The organism is Flavobacterium sp. B114r, from assembly GCF_056824125.1.
Window position 1 is genome coordinate 5314232 of the sequence record NZ_CP124858.1, and the last position, 23047, is coordinate 5337278.

General features: G+C 37.4%; 15 protein-coding genes. All 15 read left to right on the forward strand.

Going from position 1 to position 23047, the window contains the following annotated elements; genetic code table 11:
* The first annotated feature begins 7 nt into the window (after nt 1-7).
* The 15 genes from QLQ94_RS22085 (at nt 8) to QLQ94_RS22155 (ending at nt 23029) form a co-directional block, all read left to right on the forward strand.
* Nucleotides 8-1576 carry an arylsulfatase gene (locus QLQ94_RS22085; protein WP_482498552.1) on the forward strand — a complete coding sequence of 523 codons (1569 nt, stop codon included), beginning with the start codon at nt 8-10 and terminating at the stop codon, nt 1574-1576.
* A 61-nt stretch (nt 1577-1637) separates the two neighbouring features.
* Nucleotides 1638-3563: an arylsulfatase gene (locus QLQ94_RS22090; protein WP_482498554.1), complete on the forward strand. Its 1926-nt coding sequence runs from the start codon at nt 1638-1640 to the stop codon at nt 3561-3563.
* A gap of 69 nt (nt 3564-3632) precedes the next feature.
* A complete protein-coding gene (locus QLQ94_RS22095) occupies nt 3633-4184 on the forward strand; it encodes a DUF1254 domain-containing protein (protein WP_271335706.1) in 552 nt (183 codons plus the stop codon).
* A 309-nt stretch (nt 4185-4493) separates the two neighbouring features.
* Nucleotides 4494-5090 carry a DUF1214 domain-containing protein gene (locus QLQ94_RS22100; protein WP_271335705.1) on the forward strand — a complete coding sequence of 199 codons (597 nt, stop codon included), beginning with the start codon at nt 4494-4496 and terminating at the stop codon, nt 5088-5090.
* Nucleotides 5091-5363: 273 nt separating this feature from the next.
* Complete coding sequence (locus tag QLQ94_RS22105; RefSeq protein WP_482498556.1) at nt 5364-6425, forward strand: sterol desaturase family protein; 1062 nt, start codon at nt 5364-5366, stop codon at nt 6423-6425.
* A 7-nt stretch (nt 6426-6432) separates the two neighbouring features.
* The gene (locus QLQ94_RS22110; RefSeq protein WP_427401988.1) at nt 6433-8385 is read left to right on the forward strand and encodes an alkyl/aryl-sulfatase; all 1953 of its coding nucleotides are present in this window, start codon (nt 6433-6435) and stop codon (nt 8383-8385) included.
* Between the two features lie 11 nt (nt 8386-8396).
* The gene (locus QLQ94_RS22115) at nt 8397-9113 is read left to right on the forward strand and encodes a thioredoxin domain-containing protein (protein WP_271335701.1); all 717 of its coding nucleotides are present in this window, start codon (nt 8397-8399) and stop codon (nt 9111-9113) included.
* Nucleotides 9114-9298: 185 nt separating this feature from the next.
* Nucleotides 9299-10915 carry a sulfatase-like hydrolase/transferase gene (locus QLQ94_RS22120; RefSeq protein WP_271335700.1) on the forward strand — a complete coding sequence of 539 codons (1617 nt, stop codon included), beginning with the start codon at nt 9299-9301 and terminating at the stop codon, nt 10913-10915.
* Nucleotides 10916-11148: 233 nt separating this feature from the next.
* The gene (locus QLQ94_RS22125; protein WP_271335699.1) at nt 11149-12411 is read left to right on the forward strand and encodes a YeiH family protein; all 1263 of its coding nucleotides are present in this window, start codon (nt 11149-11151) and stop codon (nt 12409-12411) included.
* Between the two features lie 207 nt (nt 12412-12618).
* Entirely contained in the window at nt 12619-14265 is a 1647-nt protein-coding gene (locus QLQ94_RS22130; RefSeq protein ID WP_271335698.1) for an arylsulfatase, read from the forward strand.
* A gap of 840 nt (nt 14266-15105) precedes the next feature.
* A complete protein-coding gene (locus QLQ94_RS22135; protein ID WP_482498557.1) occupies nt 15106-18291 on the forward strand; it encodes a SusC/RagA family TonB-linked outer membrane protein in 3186 nt (1061 codons plus the stop codon).
* Nucleotides 18292-18321: 30 nt separating this feature from the next.
* Nucleotides 18322-19785 (forward strand): RagB/SusD family nutrient uptake outer membrane protein, encoded by a 1464-nt coding sequence (locus QLQ94_RS22140; RefSeq protein WP_271335696.1) that lies wholly within the window; start codon nt 18322-18324, stop codon nt 19783-19785.
* A 215-nt stretch (nt 19786-20000) separates the two neighbouring features.
* The gene (locus tag QLQ94_RS22145) at nt 20001-21701 is read left to right on the forward strand and encodes an amidohydrolase (RefSeq protein WP_271335695.1); all 1701 of its coding nucleotides are present in this window, start codon (nt 20001-20003) and stop codon (nt 21699-21701) included.
* 19 nt (nt 21702-21720) lie between these two features.
* Nucleotides 21721-21870 carry a hypothetical protein gene (locus QLQ94_RS22150; RefSeq protein WP_271335694.1) on the forward strand — a complete coding sequence of 50 codons (150 nt, stop codon included), beginning with the start codon at nt 21721-21723 and terminating at the stop codon, nt 21868-21870.
* Entirely contained in the window at nt 21863-23029 is a 1167-nt protein-coding gene (locus QLQ94_RS22155) for an LLM class flavin-dependent oxidoreductase (RefSeq protein ID WP_271335693.1), read from the forward strand. Before QLQ94_RS22150 ends, QLQ94_RS22155 begins: the two co-directional genes overlap by 8 nt.
* The last annotated feature ends 18 nt before the right edge of the window (nt 23030-23047 follow it).

A 23047-nucleotide genomic window follows, 5' to 3' on the forward strand; every position in this document is an offset into this window, starting at 1 on the left:
AAATAAAATGATTAAAAAACTGTTCATTCTCGCCCTATTGGTTGTTGTACAATTTCAGCTATTTGCACAGAAGAAACAACCTAACATCATCGTCATTTTGGCAGATGATTTAGGTTTCTCAGATATTGGTGCTTTTGGCTCAGAAATTAAAACTCCAAACCTGAATAAGCTCGCTAAAAACGGACTTATTATCAAGCAGTTTTACAATGCCGGACGTTGCTGTCCTTCCCGTGCGTCATTGCTCACGGGATTGTATCCGCATCAGGCAGGTATTGGAGATATGGTTCAGGACAAAGGATTTCCTGCCTATCAGGGATATTTAAACGAGCATTGTATCACAATTGGGCAAGCACTAAAACAGGCAGGATACAATACTATTGTTTCTGGAAAATGGCACGTTGGTCTTGTACCATCGGCCTGGGCGGTGAATCGGGGGTTTGATGATTCATTTACTTTACAAAACAATGGAAGTAGTTATTTTAACTCACAGCCTTTGTATAACGACGGAAGAAAAGTCACTTTTATGAAAGGAGATAAAGAAATTATCCGCACCGATACTTCTACCTATCTCACCCAGGAAATTACCAATTTCGCGCTTAATTCTTTAGAAAAACAGCGCAATCAGCAACAGCCTTTTTTTCTATATGTGGCTTATAATGCTCCACATTGGCCCATTCAGGCATTGCCCGAAGATATTGCAAAATACAAAGGCAAATATTTAGAAGGCTGGGATCAATTGAGAGCAAGTCGTTTTAAGAAATTAAAAGAACTGGGAATCATTGATAAAAACTGGGACTTATCAAATCGTTTTGAAAAAGTACCCGATTGGGAAAAACTAAGTGCCGAAGAAAAAGACAAATGGGATACGCGAATGGCAATTTACGCCGCTATGGTCGACCGAATGGATGCCGGAATTGGAGAAATCCTAACGAAAGTGAAATCTTTGGGTGAAGAAGATAATACGCTTGTTCTCTTCCTTTCGGATAATGGCGGAAGTGCCGATGATGTGAAAAACTGGAATTATGTTACACAAAAAAATGGAACACCAGGATCAGTTGCTTCGATTGACAGTTACGAAAGTCCGTGGGGAAATGTGAGCAATACGCCTTTTCAATTATTCAAAAAGAACACCCACGAAGGCGGAATTGCGACACCTTTTATTGCTTATTATCCAAAACACATTAAGGCTGGAACACAAAGCAACAGAGTAAGTCATTTGATCGATATTTTTCCAACTCTTTTGGAGTATGCCGGTATTCAATATCCCGATTCTTTTCAAGGAAAAAGTCTGACAGCTTTAGAAGGTATTAGCTTAAAAAAAGAATTTGAAGGACAACAATCTGATGCTCATGAAGCTTTGTTTTGGGAACATGAAGGCAGTAAAGCAGTACGAAAAGGTGATTGGAAAGCTATAGCCGAAAACAATCAGCCTTGGGAATTGTACAATCTTGTCACCGACCGGACAGAAACCAAAAACCTGGCAAAATCCGAACCAAAATTACTCCAAACCCTGATTGAATTACATCAGCAATGGTCCGTAAAAGTAGGTGTCGAAGATTGGAATAAAATAAAATAATCATCAGTGTAGCCTAACAGAAATTTTCTAAAGAATAGTAATAAACATAAAAATATATAAAATGAAAAAGTTTAAAAATAATATTGCAATCAAAAGTCCTAATAAAGGGCTTTTGATTACGGCATTAATAGTCGCCCAATTAAGTTTTGGGCAATCAAAACCAGATCCCAATTACAAAGGTGTAATTGGCAAAACCCTTGCAGATTCTAAAGAATATTGGCCAGATCCTGTAAAAGCTCCCGAAGGTGCGCCAAACGTTGTCTGGATTTTACTGGATGATGTTGGTTACGGAGCTACAAGTGCTTTTGGAGGTTTGATCAATACGCCCACTTTTGAGAATTTAGCCAATAATGGTTTACGTTATACCAACTTTCACACCACTGCAATTTGTGCACCAACCCGTGCAGGATTATTAACAGGTCGTAATGCACACGCCGTTCACGTAGGTGGATTTTCGCATACGGCTATGTCGGCTGGATTTCCCGGATACGATGGTAGAATCCCGTCTTCGGCAGGAACAATTGCTGAGATTTTACGCGACAATGGATACAACACTTTTGCCGTTGGAAAATATGGTGTCACGCCAGACGAAGATGCTACAGATGCCGGACCGTTTGACAGATGGCCAACCGGAAAAGGTTTCGACCATTTCTACGGATTCTTAGGTTCAGAAACCGATCAGTATAATCCCGATTTGGTTGAAGATCAAACTTGGCTTAACGGAAATACGAGACTAAATAATGCAGGAAATGATAAATCTAAAAATCAATTTACAGCTGATTTAAAAGGAAAACACTTAAGTGAATTAATCTCTGATAAAGCCATTACTTATATCGATCGCCAAAAAACTGCAGCGCCAAACAAACCTTTCTTTTTGTACTATGCGCCGGGAGCAACACATTCTCCGCATCAGGTGGCTAAAGAATGGAGCGACAAATACAAAGGTAAATTTGATGAAGGCTGGGATGTTTACCGCGATAAAGTAATTGCCAACCAAAAGAAATTAGGTTTAATTCCGGCTGATGCCAAATTGCCAACGCGCGATTCATACGTAAAAGCATGGAACACTTTGTCTCCGGATGAAAAGAAATTATATGCCCGTTTTATGGAAATCTACGCTGGATATCTTGAATATACCGATTACGAAGTAAGCCGAATCGTAAATCATCTGAAAGAAATAAATCAGTTAGATAATACTGTTTTCTACATTGTTTTAGGAGATAACGGAGCTAGTAAAGAAGGAACAGGATCTGGAACTATCGATCAGCCTTTATTGAAAAAATTATTCGGAAATGGTACAAAAGAAGATGCTGTAAAAGAAAATCTTGCGAAAATTGATCTTATGGGAACTCCTGAAGCTGTTGAAGGAAATTATCCTTACGGATGGGCATTGGCGGCAAATACACCGTTTAGAAATCTGAAACAAGATGCACATTCTGAAGGCGGAACACGTAATCCGTTGATTGTGTATTATCCAAAAGGAATAAAAACTCCCGGAATTCGTAATCAATACGGTCATGTAATTGATATTTTACCAACCACTCTGGAAACTGTTGGTATTACAACCCCAAAAGAAATACGCGGAATTGCTCAGGATTCGATTCAAGGAACTTCACTAGCGTATTCTTACGCTGATGCAAAAGCACCTTCAAGACATAAAATTCAATACTATTATATTTTTGGATCAAGAGCTTTGTACAAAGACGGATGGAAAGCTGCAGCACCTCATCATCCTGATTTTATTGATATCGTTGATAATGGCGCTTTGGCTAAAAATACAGGACCAAGTACCTACGACAATGATGTTTGGGAATTATACAATCTAAATACTGACTTTAACGAAAGAGTCGATTTAGCCAAAAAAAATCCTGAAAAATTAAAAGAACTTCAGGCTGCTTTTGACGATCAGGCGAAGAAAAACAACATCTACCCTTTTATCGATTGGCAGGATGTTTTGAAACAACGCGTTCACAAGAAAAATAAATAAAAACCCCTCGGTACTATTAATCATCCTGCAAAGAATGATTAATAGTACTGATATTAAAACAAGTAAATTATGTCAGCAACAAAACCAATTTTGAAAAAAGGCATCTTCGCCTTGATTCTTGTAGTAATTGCAGTAAGTTTTTACTACCTCACGATCTGGGTCACTCCATATTACGTGCAAAAAAAGTTTGCAGAAAAAAGTCTGGGCATTGTCAACACTCCCCGATTTGGAGATCAGCCCAATGCTGACAACAGCAGGGTAATCCCATTACCAAATCCTGACTTTTTGTATTCAACCATCAGTTATGATTTGAAAGAAAATGTGTTGAAAATTTCAGGGATTGTTCCTGATTCGACGTATTGGTCAATCTCGGCTTATCAGGAAAACACCACTAACTTTTTTGTAGAAAACGAAGAAAAAGTAAAAGCTAAATTCGAATATTATTTAGCGCCTGAAGGAAGTACCGCTGAAGCATTGAAAAATATTCCGAAAGAGAAAATCATTTACAGTCCTACAACTAAAGGATTGATTTTGTTTCGCTATTTAGTTTCAAAAGCATATCCGGTAAAAACATTAGCGGAATTGCAACATGGTGTTACGGTAGAAAAGTTAGGGAAGTAAGCGTAATCTTTGTCAAAGTAACCCCAGTCTTTGTCATTCCGAGGAACGAGGAATCACACTCTTTTATCGTCAAAGATTGTCGACATTGTTTGCGGAGTTTCGAGTGTGATTTCTCCCTTCGGTCGAAATGACAAAAATGTGCCTAATAACTTTATCACAGAGCACACAATGTAACTCGCCAAAGTCTTACCTAGCCCCGATAGAAGTGGAAATCCTTTTGTGGCGCTTCTTTAGCGACACAAAAGATTGGAACGGATAGCGGGATTAGCTCCTAAAAAAACACAACATTCAACTAAAAAAAAAGTAAAAATGGCTTTAAATCAAAAAATTAAAAAGATAGGACTTGCAGTAGCATTGATCATTTTGGCTATTGTATTCGGGAGTGCCGTTGGTGTTTATAACATCAAATCAGGCAAAAGCGATTCGCAACGCATTATTGGCAATTGGCAAACGGTCGATAAAGACAAAGACCTCAATTCGGCTGATTTGCTGACCATTGCTCAAGTGGCAGTTTATGGGCCTTATGCTTTGACCAAAAAAGAAGTTATCTACTTAAGTACAAGCACAGATAGCGAAGGAAACGCATTAGACCCAAAAGCTGATTACGTAATTAGCGGAAAAAAACTAGACGCTAAATACTGGAGTATCACGGCGTATGATGAAAACGGTTTTCTAATTAAAAACGCAATCAACAAATACAGCTACAATCTCGAGGATGTAAAATATGAAGCGGATAGTACTTCGTATAAAATTAATCTTTCGGGAACGGAGAAAAAAGAAAACTGGCTGCCTATCAATGACGTTAAAAAAGCGAGTTTGATCATTCGTTTGTATTTGCCTTCTGAAAAACTAAGAGACAATTTAACGCTTGAAACGCTTCCAACGATTCAAAAAGTAAAACAATAATCAATACATATTATAACAAATTTTGAAAAAAATAGTAAATAAAACTCTACTAAATCCATAGAATTAGAATAATATTTTATTTATTTTTACATTATCTAAAACGTACTGATTTTCAATATAGTTATAAAACATAAAAAATTAGAAATCATGAAAAGAGTAGACTTTGAAATTATAGGAAAAAAAATTGTCGTGGGAGCGATCGTTTTTTTAGTTCCGCTAGCTGTTTTGGCGGGAGGTTTAGCATTAATTAGTAATTTTTTAAAATAAGAAATCATGGCAATAGTTCAAAAAGAAAAACTAACAAGAGATTTAAGCATCAGTCTTTTAATATACAGTTTGCCTGTACTGGCAATTTTCCTTTATTTTAAACTCACAAACGGAGTTATAACAGAATCACACCTTACTTTACCCTCGTTTTTAGAATTTACAAAACCCGCTTTCGAAAACATTCGTACCTGGGGATTAATCGTTTTCATGCTGGTTTTGGGAGTTATAGAATTCACCGCAGGTTTATACGATGACGAATGGACGGGCGAAGAACGCAAAGTCGATATCATTTGTTTCTTGGCGCCAAAATTACTTTTACCTCCGGTAATCGCATTTTTTAGCTTAACAGCATTACCTTATTTAATCCCAAATTTGGCCAACTCGCTTTCATGGGTTCCGTTTTGGGGAGGATTTTTTCTAATCGCAATTGCTGATGATTTAACGCAATACTGGTACCACCGTTTGCACCACCAATTTCCGTTTTTATGGAGATTTCATAGAACGCACCATTCAGCTCCGTATATGGGCATGGCGATGGCATCGAGACAAAACTTTATCTATACGGTTTTCTTTTCTCAAATTTACTTGACAGCAACCTTAACTTTTTTAGGTTTAGGATTGCCTGCATTGTTTGTTTTGGTGATTAAAAGTTTCATCACTCTTGGCGCACATTCAAGCATCAAATGGGACAAACCTTTTTATAAATACAGAATATTACACCCAATTGCATGGGTTCTTGAACGCTTAATTTCGACTCCTGCAACGCATCACGCACATCACGCCGATACAAGCGGAGATGGTGTTGGGCATTTTAAAGGAAACTTTGGGAATATGTTTTTTATCTGGGACATGATTTTCGGAACCGCTTTGATCACCCGTAAATACCCAACGTCTTACGGAATGAAGTCCTACAAACAAGAAGAATGGTACGCACAATTTTTATGGCCAATATTCAAATCTAAAAAAGAAGGAAGTGCTTTGGCAGAAGGCGTTTTATCAGTTCCTATAAAAGCAAAAGCAGAAACTATTTCTCCGAGTCCGGTGTATTACGAGCAGGCTCAATCTTAAAAATACCATGAAAAAAAATAAAATAACGACACTGTTAATCGGTTTCAGCATTGCTGCAAATGCACAAGCGCCAAAACAGGCGTCAACTTATACCCAAAAATCAAATGAGGCAGTATATTCAAAGTTAAACTTTGATGATACTGCCGATTTTACCGACGCCAAGAGAGGTTTTATCGCCACTCTTGCCGACGGTAAAATTCTTTCTAAAACAGGAAATGTTGCTGTAAACCTCAATGATTTTGCTTTTATAAAAGGCAAATCTCCGGCAACAGTAAATCCCGCTTTATGGCGTCAGGCACAACTCAACAACATCAATGGCTTGTTTAAAATTACCGATGGTGTTTATCAGGTTCGTTCTCTTGATATTGCGAATATTTCGTTTATAGAAACCAAAAATGGCTATGTAGTTATTGATGCTTTGACGATTGGCGAAGCGTCGACTGCTGCTTATGAACTGGTCAAAAAACACGTTGCTAATAAACCTATATTGGCCGTAATTGTCACGCACAGTCACGGTGATCATTATGGTGGTATCGAAGGATTAGTTTCTGCAGAAGATATCAAATCCGGTAAAGTAAAATTTATAACGCCAAAAGGTTTCTACGAAGAAGCGGTGAGCGAAAATGTACTTTTAGGAAATGTAATGCGTCGAAGAGCCGGATATCAATTTGGGTTAGGTTTAGAAAGAAATGCAACTGGTCAGGTCGATGTGGGATTAGGAAAACCGTTTTTAAGCGGAGGTTCGTCCTCCCTTTTACAGCCCAATTTTGAAGTCGAAAAAACAGGACAAAAAATCACGATTGATGGTTTAGATCTGGTTTTTCAGCTTACGCCAAATTCTGAAGCTCCAGCCGAATTAACGGTCTTTGCTCCTGCTCAAAAAGTTTTCTTTTCTGCCGAAATTGCCAGTCATACGTATCATAATGTCCTTACGCCTCGTGGTGCAAAAACCAGAGATGCAAAAGCATGGGCAGGATATCTGGATGAAGCGATTGATTTGTTTGGCGATAAAACCGAATTCATCGTTCCGTCGCATACCTGGCCGGTTTACGGACATGATAAAGGAATTACTTTTCTGGAAAAACAACGAGATTTATACAAATACGTGCATGATCAAACCGTTCATCTGGCCAATAAAGGTTTAAATAAAGATGAAATTGCCGAAGAAATAAAACTTCCTGCCGAATTAGGCAAAGAATGGTACAATCGTGATTTTTACGGAACAGTAAAACACAATGCCAAAGCAACATACCAATTCTATCTGGGCTGGTGGGACGGAAATCCTGCTGATTATGATAAACTGCCACAAGTAGAATCGGCTAAAAAATATGTAGAATGGTTTGGCGGCGAAGAAATAGCTTTGAAAAAAGCAAATGAAAGCTACCAAAAAGGCGAATATCGTTGGGTTGCCGAAGTACTGAAACATGTGATCTTTGCGAATCCTGAGAATGTTGCGGCCAAAAATTTACAAGCTGATGCTTTTGAACAAATTGCGTATCAGAGTGAATCCGGAATTTGGAGAGATTTATATTTATCAGGAGCCAAAGAACTTCGCGAAGGTGTAATTGTTCCTAAAAACCCTGTGAATCGTGCTGCCGGATTTTTGTCGACACTAACTCCCGAAGCAATTTTCGATTATTTGTCTGTAACTGTTGACGGAAATAAAGCGGCTGGAAAAGACGTAAAATTGCGTTTCATTTTCCCTGAACTCAATAAAAATATTCTCGTTTATCTTAAAAACGGTGTTTTACATCAAAGTCAAACCCGAGCAAATGATAAAGCCGAATTTACATTAACCATTCCAAAAGCCAAGTTCGTAGCCTTACTATCCAATCCTGAAGAAGCAAGAAATATTCTAACTTCTGACGGTGTGAGTTTTGAAGGTGATCCGTTTAAATTCAGAGAATTGGCAGGCACATTCGAACCCGCAAATCCGTATTGGAATATTGTTACACCCTAATCTAAAAAATCATGAAAAATAAAATATTCAAAAAGAGTATTGCAACCGCAATTTTACTTTTTACAGTCGTAGGTTTTTCACAAAATAAAAGTTCAAATACAGTTTCATTAGAGGTCTTTTATTCAAAAATTCAAAGCCAAAAAAATCCACAAATAATTGACGCCAGGGGAGCTGAAGAATTTGCACTCAACCATATCAATGGCGCACAGAATTTTAATCTGGAATCAAAAGATTATGAGAAACGCATTGCCGCTTTAGACAAATCAAAACCTGTATTTACCTATTCGATTGGTGCAGGAAGAAGTGTTTGGCTCGCTGATGATTTATTAAAAAAAGGTTTCAAAGAAGCGTATAGTCTTGAAGGTGGAATCGCCAACTGGATTGGAAACGGAAAACCTTTTTATGCGAGCTCAAAAAGCAAATTAACACTAGCCGAATACAAAAAAATTATCGCTGAAAACAAAGATGTATTAGTAGATATTGGCTCAATCTATTGTGGCGCCTGCAAAAAAGTAAAACCGGTTTTAGAAACCATAAAAGCACAATACGGTTCTAATTTAAAAATCGTAGAAATTGATCTGGAAGACAGCCCGCAAGTAATTGCCGATTTAAAAACCGTAAAAGTTTTCCCTACGTTGATTTTATACAAAGATGGAAAAATTGTGTTCAAAAAAGAAGGTTTAGGCGATTTGAAAAATGATGTTGATGTGGCTTTGGCTGTAAAATAAACGCAATCATAATCACCATTTTTGTCATCCCGAGGAACGAGGGATCTCCGCAAGAAACTAACGCAAAGTTTATGCAGCATGTCGAGCTACTAGCGGAGATCCCTCGTTCCTCCGGATGACAAAAATGCGCATAAAAACTTTGACAAAGATTATCACTAAGTCCATTATTTCTAAAACAAAAAAACATGGCATTATCAAAAACAAAAAAGATTGTTTTTCCAATCCTGATTATAATTGCTATTCTGGCTATATTTTTATTCTGGCCCATCAATACAGATGGAACCTTAATAAAACCAGACCCAAAATTACTTGAAGGAAAAAAGGAATTTCTGGCTGAAAAAATTCCTGTAGATAGTTCTTTTAAAAAACCAAATATCATTATTCTTCTTGCCGATGATTTAGGAAAATATGATATTTCGTTATACGGAGGAAAATCAACCCCAACTCCGCAAATAGATTCTCTGGCAGCGTCAGGAGTTACTTTTCAGGATGGTTATGTTTCGGCTTCGATTTGTTCACCTTCTCGTGCAGGAATTTTAACCGGGCGTTATCAGGAACGTTTTGGACATGAATATCAGCCTGGGGATCGGTATCCAAAAAACAATCTTGAATATTATGGTTTCAAGTATCTGATCAATACCAATAATTGGAGATTGAATGATAAAATCAATTATCCAAACGAAGCTTCGATAGCCACACAAGGTTTGCCACAATCTGAAATTACGTTTGCCGATTTGGCCAAAAGAGAAGGTTACAGCACAGGAATTATCGGAAAATGGCATTTGGGACACAACAAAGGCTTTTTTCCTTTAGACAGAGGTTTCGATTATCATTATGGGTTTTATCAGGCGTTTTCGCTTTATACTCCTGAAGATGATAATCCGGATATTATCAACCATCATCACAAAGATTTTACAGATAAAATGATTTGGGGAAATGGACGCGTTGGAATCGGACAAATTCGTCGTGATACCACCATTATACACAATAAAGCCTATCTAACCGAAACATTTGCTGATGAAGCAGAAGCTTTTATTGATCGAAATAAAAACAAACCTTTCTTATTGTACGTGCCGTTTAATGCGCCACATACACCTTTTCAGGTTCGCAAAAAATACTACGATCGTTTCCCGAATGTAAAAGACGAGAACAAACGTGTCTATTTTGCCATGATCAGCGCCTTAGACGATGCCGTGGGAAGAATCAGGGCAAAAGTCAAAAAAGAAGGTCTGGAAGATAACACCTTAATCATTTTTGCCAGCGACAACGGTGGTGCCGATTATACTTTTGCTACGACAAACGCACCTCTGAAAGCAGGAAAGTTTTCTCATTTTGAAGGTGGCGTAAATGTTCCGTTTGCACTTTCGTGGAAAGGAAAAATCAAACCTCATACAATCTATAAAACTCCGGTAAGTACATTGGATATTTTTGCTACAATTGCTGCTGCTATTCATTCTGATTTACCAAAAGACCGAGTTTATGATGGTGTTGATCTTGTAAGTACAGTCAACGAAAATAAAGAAGCACACAAAACTTTGTACTGGCGTTCCGGCGATGCAAAAGCCATAAGAAGCGGTGACTGGAAATTAATCATAAGCGGAAAAACCCATGAAGAATGGCTTTATAACTTAGCTTCAGACAAATCTGAAACTACAGATCTTGCTCAAAAAAATCCGGCAAAAGTAAAAGAATTACATCTTGCATTGAAAAATTGGGAAAAGGGTTTAGTAAAACCTTTATGGCCAAATTTAACTCATTATGAATTTGATTTTGGCAAACAAAAATACTTTGTCGATTTGTAATCTATACACAAAACCAACATTTATCTATCCTAACAGGTTTTCAAAACCTGTTAGGTATTTAATTTTAAAAATAAACAATACAAATATTCGGCTAAAGCCAATGTCAACCTCATAATAATAACCTCCAGCTAAAGCAGGAGGCTATTCAAGAAAACTTTAAAAAAACTCAACCATAAATAATAATACCTAACAGGTTTTAAAAACCTGTTAGGATAACCAACAATAAATTTAAAATGTCAACCCCAACCAAAACATTTACCATTCACGAAGACTGGACCGTCGTAATTCTCGGATTTATAATCATCGGAATTTCCCTTTTTATTTTTCTTCCCGAAGTTCCTGTTTTCAAATGGTCTACCGGATCAGATTTATTCCACGATGTATTTGATTTCGGAAACCTAAAAATAATCGGATTACAATTTTTATATCTCATTTCTATCGGAACTTTAGGCGCTTTTTTAATTGGCAAATCGGTAAAATACTTTTTATTGGGTTTCCCGGTTGTTTATATCCTGACTGTTATTGCGCTAATTATTGCAGGAAATACAGCCGTAAAAGGACTGAATCTTGAAGCTGTCATTTTCAGTTTGGCAATTGGTTTAGCAATTGGCAATTTCTTCCAACTTCCGGATTGGTTTCGGTCAGCACTTTCGACAGAAGTATTTGTCAAAATAGGATTGGTATTATTGGGAACCAGTGTTATTTTCTCAGACATTCTAAAAGCTGGTTCTTTAGGATTAATTCAGGCTTTGGTGGTAGTTTTATCCGTTTGGTATTTTGCTTTTTGGTTGTGTAAAAAATTAAAAGTCGATGACGAATTGACCATGATGATTTCAAGTGCCGTTTCTATTTGTGGCGTTTCTGCCGCTATTGCCACATCCGGAGCCATCAAAGGAGATTCCAAAAAACTGTCTTATGTAATTTCGATTGTATTAGTAACCGCAATCCCAATGATGATTTTCATGCCTATAATTGCCAAATATTTCAATTTTCCCGAAGAAGTTACCGGAGCCTGGTTAGGCGGAAGTATCGACACATCCGGCGCTGTTGTCGCTTCTGGTTCTTTGGTAGGCGAAACCGCTTTGAAAATTAGCACGATCGTAAAATTCTCCCAAAATGTATTATTAGGAATCGCTGCTTTTGCGATCTCCTTTTATTGGACCTACACACACAACAATTCAGCCGAAGCTGTTGAATCAAAACCTACTTTGGGTGTCATTTGGGAACGTTTTCCAAAATTTGTTATCGGTTTTATTGCCGCTTCCCTACTCTTCTCTTTCCTGCTTACTGCTGAAACCAGAGAGGGCGTAAAAGATAGTTTGAAGAACTTACAAGGCATTTGGTTTGCATTGGCTTTCACGAGTATTGGTTTAGAAACGAACTTTAAAGATTTACTGAGTAATAATAGCCGAAAACCTTTGTATGCTTTTTTAATCGCGCAGTTATTCAATGTGATTATTACGCTGATTATTGCTTTTTTGTTGTTTGGTAAATAAACTACTTCAAACTTAAAAAAATATTGTTTCATACAGAAAACATTTTATAAACATAGCCAACGGTTTTAACCGTTGGAGCGCAATAAATTGACAAAATCCGTATTCCCAAGGTTGAAACCTCGGGCTATGTCTCTCCTGTTTTTCACGTTTTAAACTTTGACAAAGTGAAACTCCTCCAATTTCCAAAAAATTAAAATATCAACTATAATGAAAAAAACAATTCTTTCCCTAAATCTTCTACTCTCTGTAGTGGCTTTAAATGCACAAAATAAAACAACTGCTGAAAAACCCAACATCATTTTAATCATGGTCGATGATATGGGCTATTCTGATTTAGGAAATTACGGTTCCGAAATTAAAACACCCAACTTAGATAAATTAGCCAGCGAAGGTTTACGCTTACGCGAATTTTACAATAACTCAATTTGTGCGCCAACCCGCGGCTCTTTGCTAACGGGACAATATCAGCACAAAGCCGGAATGGGATTTTTTGATGTCAATTTGGGATTACCGGCATATCAGGGATATCTAAACAAAGAATCTTTGACATTGGGAGAAGTTTTCCGTTCTGGCGGTTACAGCACTTTATTATCCGGAAAATGGCACGTAGGTTCTGAAGATCAGGCGCAATGGCCAAATCAAAGAGGATTTGATAAATTCTATGGGATCTTAAAAGGAGCATCAAACTATTTTGATACCAAACCTTTGCCATTTGGAAAAACGCCTTATCCTGTAAAATTGATTCGTAATAATGAAGAACTGCATCCCAAAGATGATTCGTATTATTTTACAGATGAGATCGGGAATAATGCCATGACTTTCTTAGACGAACAAAATAAAGAAAACAAACCCTTCTTTTTGTATTTGGCATTTACAGCTCCGCATTGGCCGTTGCAGGCAAAACCGATTGACATTGCTAAATATAGAGGGAAATTTGATGAAGGCTGGGATGTTCTCAGAGAAAAAAGAATCGAAAAACTAAAAGCAAACGGCATTTTACCCGCGAATCAAACCGTTTCTCCACGAGATCCGGAAGTACCGGAATGGAGTAAACTAACCTATGACGAGAAACAATTCTGGAAAGCCAAAATGGAAGTTTATGCCGCAATGCTCGATAATATGGATCAGAACGTGGGCAAAGTTTTAGAGAAATTAAAAGCGTTGAAGAAAGATAAAAATACGCTGATTATTTTCATTTCAGATAATGGAGCACAAGGTGGTTTCAATTCGTATAATCCGTTAGGAAGAGGTTTGGTTCGAAATGACGGACCCGTTGGAACTTCAGAATCGTTTGATTACCAGGAACAAAACTGGGCGTATTTGTCTAATACTCCATTACAACAATACAAAAATAATATGCACGAAGGCGGATTCAGTTCTCCGTTTATTGCGTGGTTTCCATCAAAAATAAAAGCGGGCAGAATCGACAAAGGAACAGGACATATTATTGACCTTGCCCCTACTTTTTACGAATTGGCCGGAATTGAATATCCCAAAGAATATAATGGTGTGACGACAAACCCTTTGGTTGGAAGCAGTTTGTTGCCTGTTTTATTTAATAATGTTTCGCAGGTCGATAGAGGCGCACCATTATTTTGGGAAAGAGCCGGAAACAGAGCCGTGAGAGATGGCAAATGGAAATTGGTTTCGACCTATCCGTCGTACGAATGGGAACTTTACAATATCGAAACAGATCGTGGCGAAACTACAAATGTCGCACAACAAAACCCAGGAATTGTGAACAAGCTTTCGGCTTCTTATTTTGACTGGGCTGATAAAACGGGAGTGGTTGAATACAGTAAGTTCAAACTGAAAACAGAGGTTATGCCTGGCGGTGCAACTTTGAAAAAGTAATTTGTAATTAATCCTAAACCAAGTCCCAGCGGGACGATATATTTATAGAAATTTAATTTGACAAGAAGAATCCGAACCCCAGCGGGGTGGTATATATGTCGCTCCTCCGGAGCTTTAATACGGGGAAATATATAATTGCTATAAATATATCACTCCTCCGGAGCTTTAAATAATATTTACCTAAAACACTTAAAGACAGAAAAATAAGTATAAAAATAAACCTTATACTTTTTTTTCTGTCTTTTTTATTTCACACAGAATAAACACAAACCACTATAATACAACACATTAAACCCAAACCATTAAATTAAATCACTAATAACCTGCAACTTGTTAAAAAAAATATTTGGTTTTTATTATATTAAATTTAACTTTGTCTATAGAATTAGTAGAGTTTAAAACCAAAAGAACTACATTTTGAAAACAACCGAAAGCATAGCATTTTACATTCTTCCCAAAAAATATACTTATAACACTTTTTGTTATATGTGCTTCTGTTGTTAATTCCCTCACCTCCTTTTCGTTTATAAGTGATTTTTATCCAAAGAATCAGAATTAAAAAAACGAAAATTCTTAAACCTCAACGGTTTCTTATTGAATATTATACAATCATTTTGATGCTTTTTTTCATCAGGAAGAAGTATCACGCATAACTATAAATCATCCAAAAACAACAACTAAATACGAACAAACATGACACAAATACCACTACAAAACCGAACCTAAATATTTCTACGGCAATAGAAATGGCAAGGCTTAAAGAACATTTATCACTCAATAAAGAATGCACCAGAAATCCAATCTCCCGGCATTTTAATTACAAAAAATCAATAACCAAGAATGAAAAAAAATACAAAACTTATTTTATGGATTAGCATTTTGTTCATCTCCATCGGAATAAATGCTCAAAATACGGAACCAAATATTCAATCGAAACTTAACGGAACAATAGTAGATCAAATATCGAATCAGCCTATTATTGGCGCTTCGGTAAATATCAAAGGAACTACACATGGCGTTGAAACTGATATTGATGGGAAATTTTACTTTCAAACGGGACAAAAATTCCCTTACACTTTAGTCATTAGTTACATAGGGTACAATTCTAAAGAAGTTATAGTTGACGGAAGTCCGGTGGTCATCAAACTAACGGAACAGGTTGAAAAACTAGACGAAATCGTGGTTGTAGGTTACGGAACATCGGCCAAGAAAACCTTTACAGGAGCAACCTCAAAAATTGATGCGAAACAAATTGCCAATCGTCCGGCACAAAGTTTTGATCAATTGTTAGGCGGTCAGGCAGCAGGATTAAACATTGTTCAGCCCAGCGGATCTTTAAACAGTACGCCTGTTATTAGAATTCGAGGAATCAACTCTATCACAAGTTCGCTTTATCCTTTAGTAATTGTCGATGGTGTTACCGTTTTTACCGGAACTGCCGGAGGAGCAATTGGCAACAACCCGTTATCAGACATTAACCCAAATGATATTGAATCGATCGACGTTTTAAAAGATGCTTCGGCGGCAGCAGTTTACGGCTCTCGTGCAGCAAATGGTGTGATTGTGATTACGACCAAAAAAGGAAAAAAAGGAAAAGTAAACGTTAATTATGATATTTGGGTAAGCTGGAATAAAGCAACGAATTTACCAAAACTTTTGAATGCCGAAGATTATGTAAGCATCAAAAATGAAGCGAGAACCAATGCGGGACTTACACCTGGTTTTGCATTAGGACAAAATGCTGACGGATCGACAATAGGAACCAATTGGTATGATGTAGCATATCACACAGGGGTTTCGCAAAATCATAATTTAAGTTTCTCCGGCGCAACAAATTCTACTAGTTATTTTATTTCTACCAATTATTCTAATCAGGAAGGAATTCTAAGAACGAATGAATTTGTTAGAAAAGGAATCCGATTGAATTTCGAACATAAATTGAACAACTCGCTAACTTTAGGAACTAATTTCTCGTATAACAATTCACTAAATTCAGGACCAAACTCAGGATCATCAACGCCTAACTCGATTGGATCTTCGGCTGGAAATGCAGTGAACACACAATATATTGGTTTACAACCTTTGGGCCGACTTACTTATATTTTACCGTCAAACGTTTCGGTTTATAATCCTGATGGATCTTACAACATTAATCCGAGTAACGGAAATATTGGCTACGGAGCAAACAGTCCTTCACTAGGAGTTTTTAATGCTTATAACTTACAGACGATTTTAGATCTGGATAAAAACACTTCTGAAAACAACACTTTTATTGGAAGTATTTATGCCGAACTTGAAATCATCAAAAACCTGAAATTCAAAACGGTTTACGGTATCAATAATTTTGTAGTAGAAAACAAAGAATTTAGAAATCCGTTTAGTGGAGATGGTTTCTCTACTAAAGGAGCTGCAACAAACTCTAATACCAAATATTCCAGATCAAACTGGACCAATACCCTTACCTACTCGACTGTATTTGATCAAAAACATAGTTTGAAAGTACTTTTAGGACAAGAGAAAAATGTTCGCGAAATTGATGGTTGGGGAGCAATAAAAACCGGTTTGACTGATCCTTTCTTCACGAGTTACCAAGGCGGATTTACAAGCATTGCCCCTGGTCCTTCGGTTCAGACAGAAAATGTTTTGCTTTCATATTTTAGCAGTATTGCTTATGATTATGACAAAAAATACCTGCTGAATCTTAACTTCAGAAGAGACGGATTATCAGCATTGGCATCTGGAAATAAATGGGGAAATTTTGGCGGGGCTTCTGTAGGATGGAATGTATCTGAAGAAGATTTCTTTAAAAGTTCTTCTATAAAAAATGTCTTAAATGCTTTTAAAGTAAGAGCAAGTTACGGAATTGTGGGCAACAGCGAATTAAACGATTATGCCGCTTTATCGCAATATAACGCAGGTACTTATGCAGGAGTTCCAACGCTTAGTTTTGGGCAATCAGGCAATCCGGATTTAAAATGGGAAACAAGCAAAAAGTTTGACTTCGGGATCAATTTTGGATTGTTTGACAACCGCATTACAGTTGAAGCAGATTATTACAAAAATAACATCAACGATTTGATTTTGAATGCGCCTCAATCCTTATCACAAGGAATCCCAAACAATTCTATTGCAGCAAACGTTGGATCTTTATACAACAAAGGATTTGAACTTTCGATTAATGCAAACATTATAAATGGCAATGATTTTCAGTGGAATGCAAGTTTTAATTTATCAACAATTAAAAACAAAGTAACTTCATTAGGCGGTTACGGAGATATTTATCCAACGGTTCTAAGCACTTTCGGAATACAGAATATTACCAGAGAAGGTTATTCTGTAGGATCTATTTTTGCCGTACCAACAACGGGAGTAAATCCTGAAAACGGAAACCGTGTTTATGTCAACGCCAATAACGAAGAAGTACAATACAATGCACTTACAAAAGCTTTTACCTATCTCAATGGTGGTACTGCTCCGGCAATCGACAACTATCGTGACGGTCGTATTCAGGGACCCTCGTTACCCACTTATTACGGAGGTTTGAACAACAATTTATCGTATAAAAATTTCGATTTGTCGATTGGTCTGACTTTCTCCGGAGGAAACAAATTGTACAACGGTACAAGATCTACTTTATCTGATCAGCGTTTCTTCAACAACGGAACTTTCATCAAAGATCGCTGGACAACTCCGGGTCAGGTTACAGATGTTCCTAAGTTAATTTACGGAGACAGTTTTTCAGGAGGTTTCTCGTCAAGCAACTCTGCTTATGTAGAAGACGGATCTTACCTGAAAGTAAAAAACATCATTTTAAGCTATAGAATTCCGGTAAAAAACGAGTTGGTCAACAAATACATTTCAACAGCAAAAGTATATGCTCAGGGCTCTAATTTATACACCTGGACAAAATACCGCGGTTCAGATCCTGAGATTTCAATCAACGGGAACTCCATCAATTCCGGAAAAGATCAAAACGTGCCGGCCAATTCAGTAGTATTCACTTTAGGACTTAATGTAGGTTTCTAGGCATTCATCTTAATTAAAAATAAAAACATCATGATTTTCAATTATAAAAAAAGCATACAAAAAGCCTTTATTATCACACCATTTCTAGCTTTATTATTGGCCGGATGTAGCGATAATGCTTTAGATACTGTTCCTGAAACGAGCATTTCTACAGAAACGGCTTTCAGCACACCAGCCAAAATTTTAGGTCAGGTAAACGGACTATACGGTCAGTTTAGCAATCCGTCTTTTTACGGTGGCCGCTTCATTATTTTTAATGAACAAAGAGGAAACGAATTCAGTCAGAATGATGGTAACAATTCAACCGGAGCCAATGTTTGGAATCAGACGATAACTTCATCAGGAGATTTTGTAAACTCAGTTTGGAGCGTTGCTTACACGACTATTAACTTTTCGAATATTCTGATCGATAATCTGGCAACATCTACTGTTGTAACAGAGGATTTACGCAAGAATTATATCGCCGAAGCTAAGTTTGTAAGAGCGATTTCGTATCTAAGTTTAGTGCAAACCTATGCAAAACCTTATGCGCAAAATAGTGCTGCACTGGCGCTTCCGTTACGCTTAAAAGGAAATACATCGGGCGGACTTAACGACTTAGCCTTTAGCAGCGTTGCAGATGTTTATAGTCAAATTTTAAAAGATCTTGACGAAGCCGAGGTCGATTTACCAGAAAGTTATGCAACAGGAATCCTTACAGTTTCAAGAGCGCATAAAGCATCAGCAATAGCTTTAAAAACCAGAGTTTATTTAAGCAAAGGCGATTATGCAAAAGTAATTTCCGAAGCTAGTAAACTGGTTCCTGCAACAGCTCCTTTTCAATACGTTTCAGGAAGTTTGACACATCGTTTAGAACCTAATGTTGCTAACGTTTTTGGAGGTTCGTATGTAGGTAACGAAGCTATATTTTCAATTCCGTTTACTACTGCGGCAGAAGCTCCAGCCTTGCAAAGTGCACTTGGCGCAAACTACTTAACTCCGGTTATTTATTTTAATACCGCAGGAATTATTGCAGATCCTGTTTATGCTTCTCCAACTTCTGCAGATGCCAGAAAAGGTTTGGTGATCACTAATGCCACCGGACAAAAATTACTGAACAAATTCAAGAAAAATGGTGCCCCTTTTACTGATTATGTTCCTGTAATTCGATACGCAGAAGTCCTTTTGAATTATACCGAAGCTGCGGCACAAAGCGACAATTTGCCTTTGGCCAGAACGCTATTATCGGCAGTTCGCAATCGTTCTGATGCTGCTTATGTTTTTACAACAGGAGTTGCGACAAAAGACGAATTGGTCAATACAATTCTAAACGAAAGAAGAATAGAATTGGTGGGCGAAGGATTTCGTACGCCGGATTTATTGAGAAGAGTTCAGGCGCTTCCTGCCAAAACAGGAAATGCTGGTGCTGCACCTGAAGTCTTGCCAACAGCGGCGAATTATGTTTGGGCAATCCCAAGTAATGAATTAGCTTATAACAAACTGGCTCCGAGATAGAATACTACAACCCATTAGATGCAAGTGGAAAAAAAAATATTTAACACATAGAAACATAGGTTCTAGATTTTAGATAAGGGAACAAAAAGAAATAAATTTCTTTAACATAGCTCATATAGCTATGTGATTTATTCTAAGTGAAAAGCCTCTTTTCATAAAGTAAATGTATGTTTCTATGTGTTTAAAAATAATTATATAAACAAAAAAACAACAAAATGAGAACTAATTTAAAATGCCTGGCTATACTCTTCGCTGCGACGGTTATCCATGCACAGCAAAAAAATACAGCTGAGAAAATTTTTATCAACGGAAATATTATTACCGTTGATGCCAAAAACAGTACAGCGCAAGCTGTTGCCGTAAGTAACGGTAAAATTCTGGCTGTGGGAACGAATAGCAAAATCGAAAAACTAAAAGACAAAAACACGATTGTTGTCGACTTAAAAGGAAAAACGGTAGTTCCCGGATTTATTGACGGTCACAGCCATTTTATGGGTTTATCGAGATCTACAACAGTAAATGTGGGATCTCCGCCAATGGGAGATGTTAAAAACATTGCCGATTTGGTAAGCCGTATTCAGGATTTTCAAAAGAAAAACAATGTCGCTCCAGGCGAATGGATCGATGCTTTTGGATATGATCAGGATCAACTTGAAGAAAAAAGACATCCAAGCAAAGAAGATCTTGATGCTGCTTTTCCCAACAATCCAGTAACGATTACGAACATCAACGGGCATATGTCGGTTTCTAATTCGTATGCTTTAAAACTCTCAGGAATTGATGCCAATACAGCAAATCCTCCCGGTGGTGCCATCGAAAGAAAAAAAGGAACTAACGAACCAACAGGATTATTACAAGAAAATGCAAGCCGATTATTGAAAAGACCTGCGAAACCTGCTCCAACTTTAGACCAGCAGATAAAAGATTTAAAAGAGCAGCAATTATTTTATGCCAGTAATGGTATTACAACGGCTCAGGACGGATATTCAAGTTATGAATCTGTTGAATTATTGCACAAAGCCGCAGAAAGAAATGAATTGTTTATTGATATTGAAGCTTTGCCGGGATATCCAACTTTAGAAAAAGTATTGCAAAATCCTGATTTTAAATTTGGTGTACTAAGAAACCACTTAAAACTGGCCGGAACAAAAATGATTGCCGATGGTTCTCCACAAGGTAAAACGGCTTTTTTCAGTAAATCATATTTGGTAGAAGTTCCGGGTTGTAACCACGACGAATGTACCGGTTTCGCCAACATTACCCAAGATCAGTTTAATGATTTAGTTATTAAGGCTTTCCAAAATAATGTTCGCCCATTTGTGCATTGCAACGGAGATGCCACGATCGATATGTACCTGAAAGCGATAGAAAATGCCAATAAAACATTAAATACCAATAGTAACGATCGCAGACCGGTAACGATTCACTCTCAGTTTGTAAGACCTGATCAGTTGGATACTTATAAAAAACTGGGCATCATTGCCGCTTTCTTTAGTAATCACGCCTTCTTTTGGGGCGATGTACACCTTCGCAACTTAGGTCCGGAAAGAGCTAATTTTTTAAGCCCATTAAAAACAGCCATCAAAAAAGGTGTTGTCGCCACGAACCATACAGATTATCCGGTTACACCATTAAACCAATTGTTTTTATTGTGGACCTCTGTAGAAAGAAAATCACGTTCAGGTCAGGTTATTGGTCCGGATGAAAGATTAACGCCTATCGAAGGACTTCGTGCCATCACGATAAACGGCGCTTACGAATATTTTGAAGAAAATAGCAAAGGTTCTATCGAAACCGGAAAACTGGCGGATCTAGTGGTACTTTCAGACGATTTAACCAAAATAGATCCTTCTAAAATAAAAGACATTACTGTTCTGGAAACCATTAAAGAAGGAAAAACAGTCTTTAAAAAATAATAACTAAAACTCAAAAAATATGAATCAGACCAACCTAAATCCCGCACCTGTTGTATCAATGAGAATTAAAAATACTGAAATTTCCTGGTTGAGTGAAGCTGGAAAAAATGCGCAGGATAAAAATAAAAAATTGAAAAAGAGCTTAAAAAAGAAGAAAGAAAATGATTGAAGGTAAAATTGAAACAGTAGCCATTAGAACCCCGGAAAGAGTAGCAGAAATTTCCTGGTTCAATGACATTATTGGTGGAGATACAGCATATTTAGGCGTATTAGATAATGATCGCCGAAGCAGTTACGAACATTGTCGTGAAATAACATTAGAAGCAGAAAAACTAGGTTTTAGCAACATCTTATATCCATCTGCCTATACCGTAGGACAAGACGGACTGGCTTTTGCGGCAAGTGTTGCGCCGGAAACGAATAACATTACATTTTTGTTGGCGATCCGTACCGGAGAAGTACATCCGCCCATGTTGGCAAGAGCGATTTCTTCATTAGATCACATCTTGAAAGGAAGATTGATTTTAAACATCATCAACTCAGATTTACCGGGAACCCGTGAAGATCCTAATCTAAGATACCAACGATGTTCTGAGGTGATTCAGATTTTGCAGCAAGGCTGGACACAAGACAGAATCTCGCATAAAGGACAAATTTATCAGTTTGATTTGCCATCTGATCCGGTAAAATCCTATCAGCAAAACGGCGGTCCATTATTGTATTTTGGAGGAACTTCCCCTGGTTCCAGAGCCGTTTGTGCGAAACATTGCGACGTGTTTTTGACCTGGCCGGAATCTGAAGAATCGATGTATGCGACTCTGAAAGAAATGAGCGAACGTGCTGCTGCAGAAGGAAGAACGATAGATTTCGGGTTAAGAATTCATGTCATTGTTCGTGAAACACAGGAAGAAGCCAGAGCTTACGCGAAAAAGCTAATCTCGAAGTTTGATGAGAAAAGAGGTTTGGAAATCAGAAGCCGTGGCGAAGATTCGCGTTCGTTAGGAGTTTTAAAACAAGATGAATTAAGAGAAACTTCGGATGAGGATGGTTATGTAGAAGATATCTTATGGACCGATATTGGTAAAGTTTTCTCTGGCTGCGGAAGTGGTTTGGTAGGAAGTGCCGATCAAATTATAGAAAAACTGAATCGCTATATGGATATGGGTTTCCGCTCTTTTATTTTCTCCGGTTTCCCTTTGATTGAAGAAGCGAACTATTTTGCCAAATTGGTGCTGCCACGTTTGCCAAATGCATCGTTACCGCATCTGCAAGGAAGAATTCCAAAAGAAACACCTACAACACCTTTGACCAATGCCGAATTGGTTTAGTTATAAAAACAAAAAATC

Excerpts from the sequence above, each read along its gene's own strand:
- QLQ94_RS22085 (WP_482498552.1), top strand. The coding sequence starts at position 8 with ATGATTAAAAAACTGTTCATTCTCGCCCTATTGGTTGTTGTACAATTT.
- QLQ94_RS22090 (WP_482498554.1), top strand. The coding sequence starts at position 1,638 with ATGAAAAAGTTTAAAAATAATATTGCAATCAAAAGTCCTAATAAAGGG.
- QLQ94_RS22095 (WP_271335706.1), top strand. The coding sequence starts at position 3,633 with ATGTCAGCAACAAAACCAATTTTGAAAAAAGGCATCTTCGCCTTGATT.
- QLQ94_RS22100 (WP_271335705.1), top strand. The coding sequence starts at position 4,494 with ATGGCTTTAAATCAAAAAATTAAAAAGATAGGACTTGCAGTAGCATTG.
- QLQ94_RS22105 (WP_482498556.1), top strand. The coding sequence starts at position 5,364 with ATGGCAATAGTTCAAAAAGAAAAACTAACAAGAGATTTAAGCATCAGT.
- QLQ94_RS22110 (WP_427401988.1), top strand. The coding sequence starts at position 6,433 with ATGAAAAAAAATAAAATAACGACACTGTTAATCGGTTTCAGCATTGCT.
- QLQ94_RS22115 (WP_271335701.1), top strand. The coding sequence starts at position 8,397 with ATGAAAAATAAAATATTCAAAAAGAGTATTGCAACCGCAATTTTACTT.
- QLQ94_RS22120 (WP_271335700.1), top strand. The coding sequence starts at position 9,299 with ATGGCATTATCAAAAACAAAAAAGATTGTTTTTCCAATCCTGATTATA.
- QLQ94_RS22125 (WP_271335699.1), top strand. The coding sequence starts at position 11,149 with ATGTCAACCCCAACCAAAACATTTACCATTCACGAAGACTGGACCGTC.
- QLQ94_RS22130 (WP_271335698.1), top strand. The coding sequence starts at position 12,619 with ATGAAAAAAACAATTCTTTCCCTAAATCTTCTACTCTCTGTAGTGGCT.
- QLQ94_RS22135 (WP_482498557.1), top strand. The coding sequence starts at position 15,106 with ATGAAAAAAAATACAAAACTTATTTTATGGATTAGCATTTTGTTCATC.
- QLQ94_RS22140 (WP_271335696.1), top strand. The coding sequence starts at position 18,322 with ATGATTTTCAATTATAAAAAAAGCATACAAAAAGCCTTTATTATCACA.
- QLQ94_RS22145 (WP_271335695.1), top strand. The coding sequence starts at position 20,001 with ATGAGAACTAATTTAAAATGCCTGGCTATACTCTTCGCTGCGACGGTT.
- QLQ94_RS22150 (WP_271335694.1), top strand. The coding sequence starts at position 21,721 with ATGAATCAGACCAACCTAAATCCCGCACCTGTTGTATCAATGAGAATT.
- QLQ94_RS22155 (WP_271335693.1), top strand. The coding sequence starts at position 21,863 with ATGATTGAAGGTAAAATTGAAACAGTAGCCATTAGAACCCCGGAAAGA.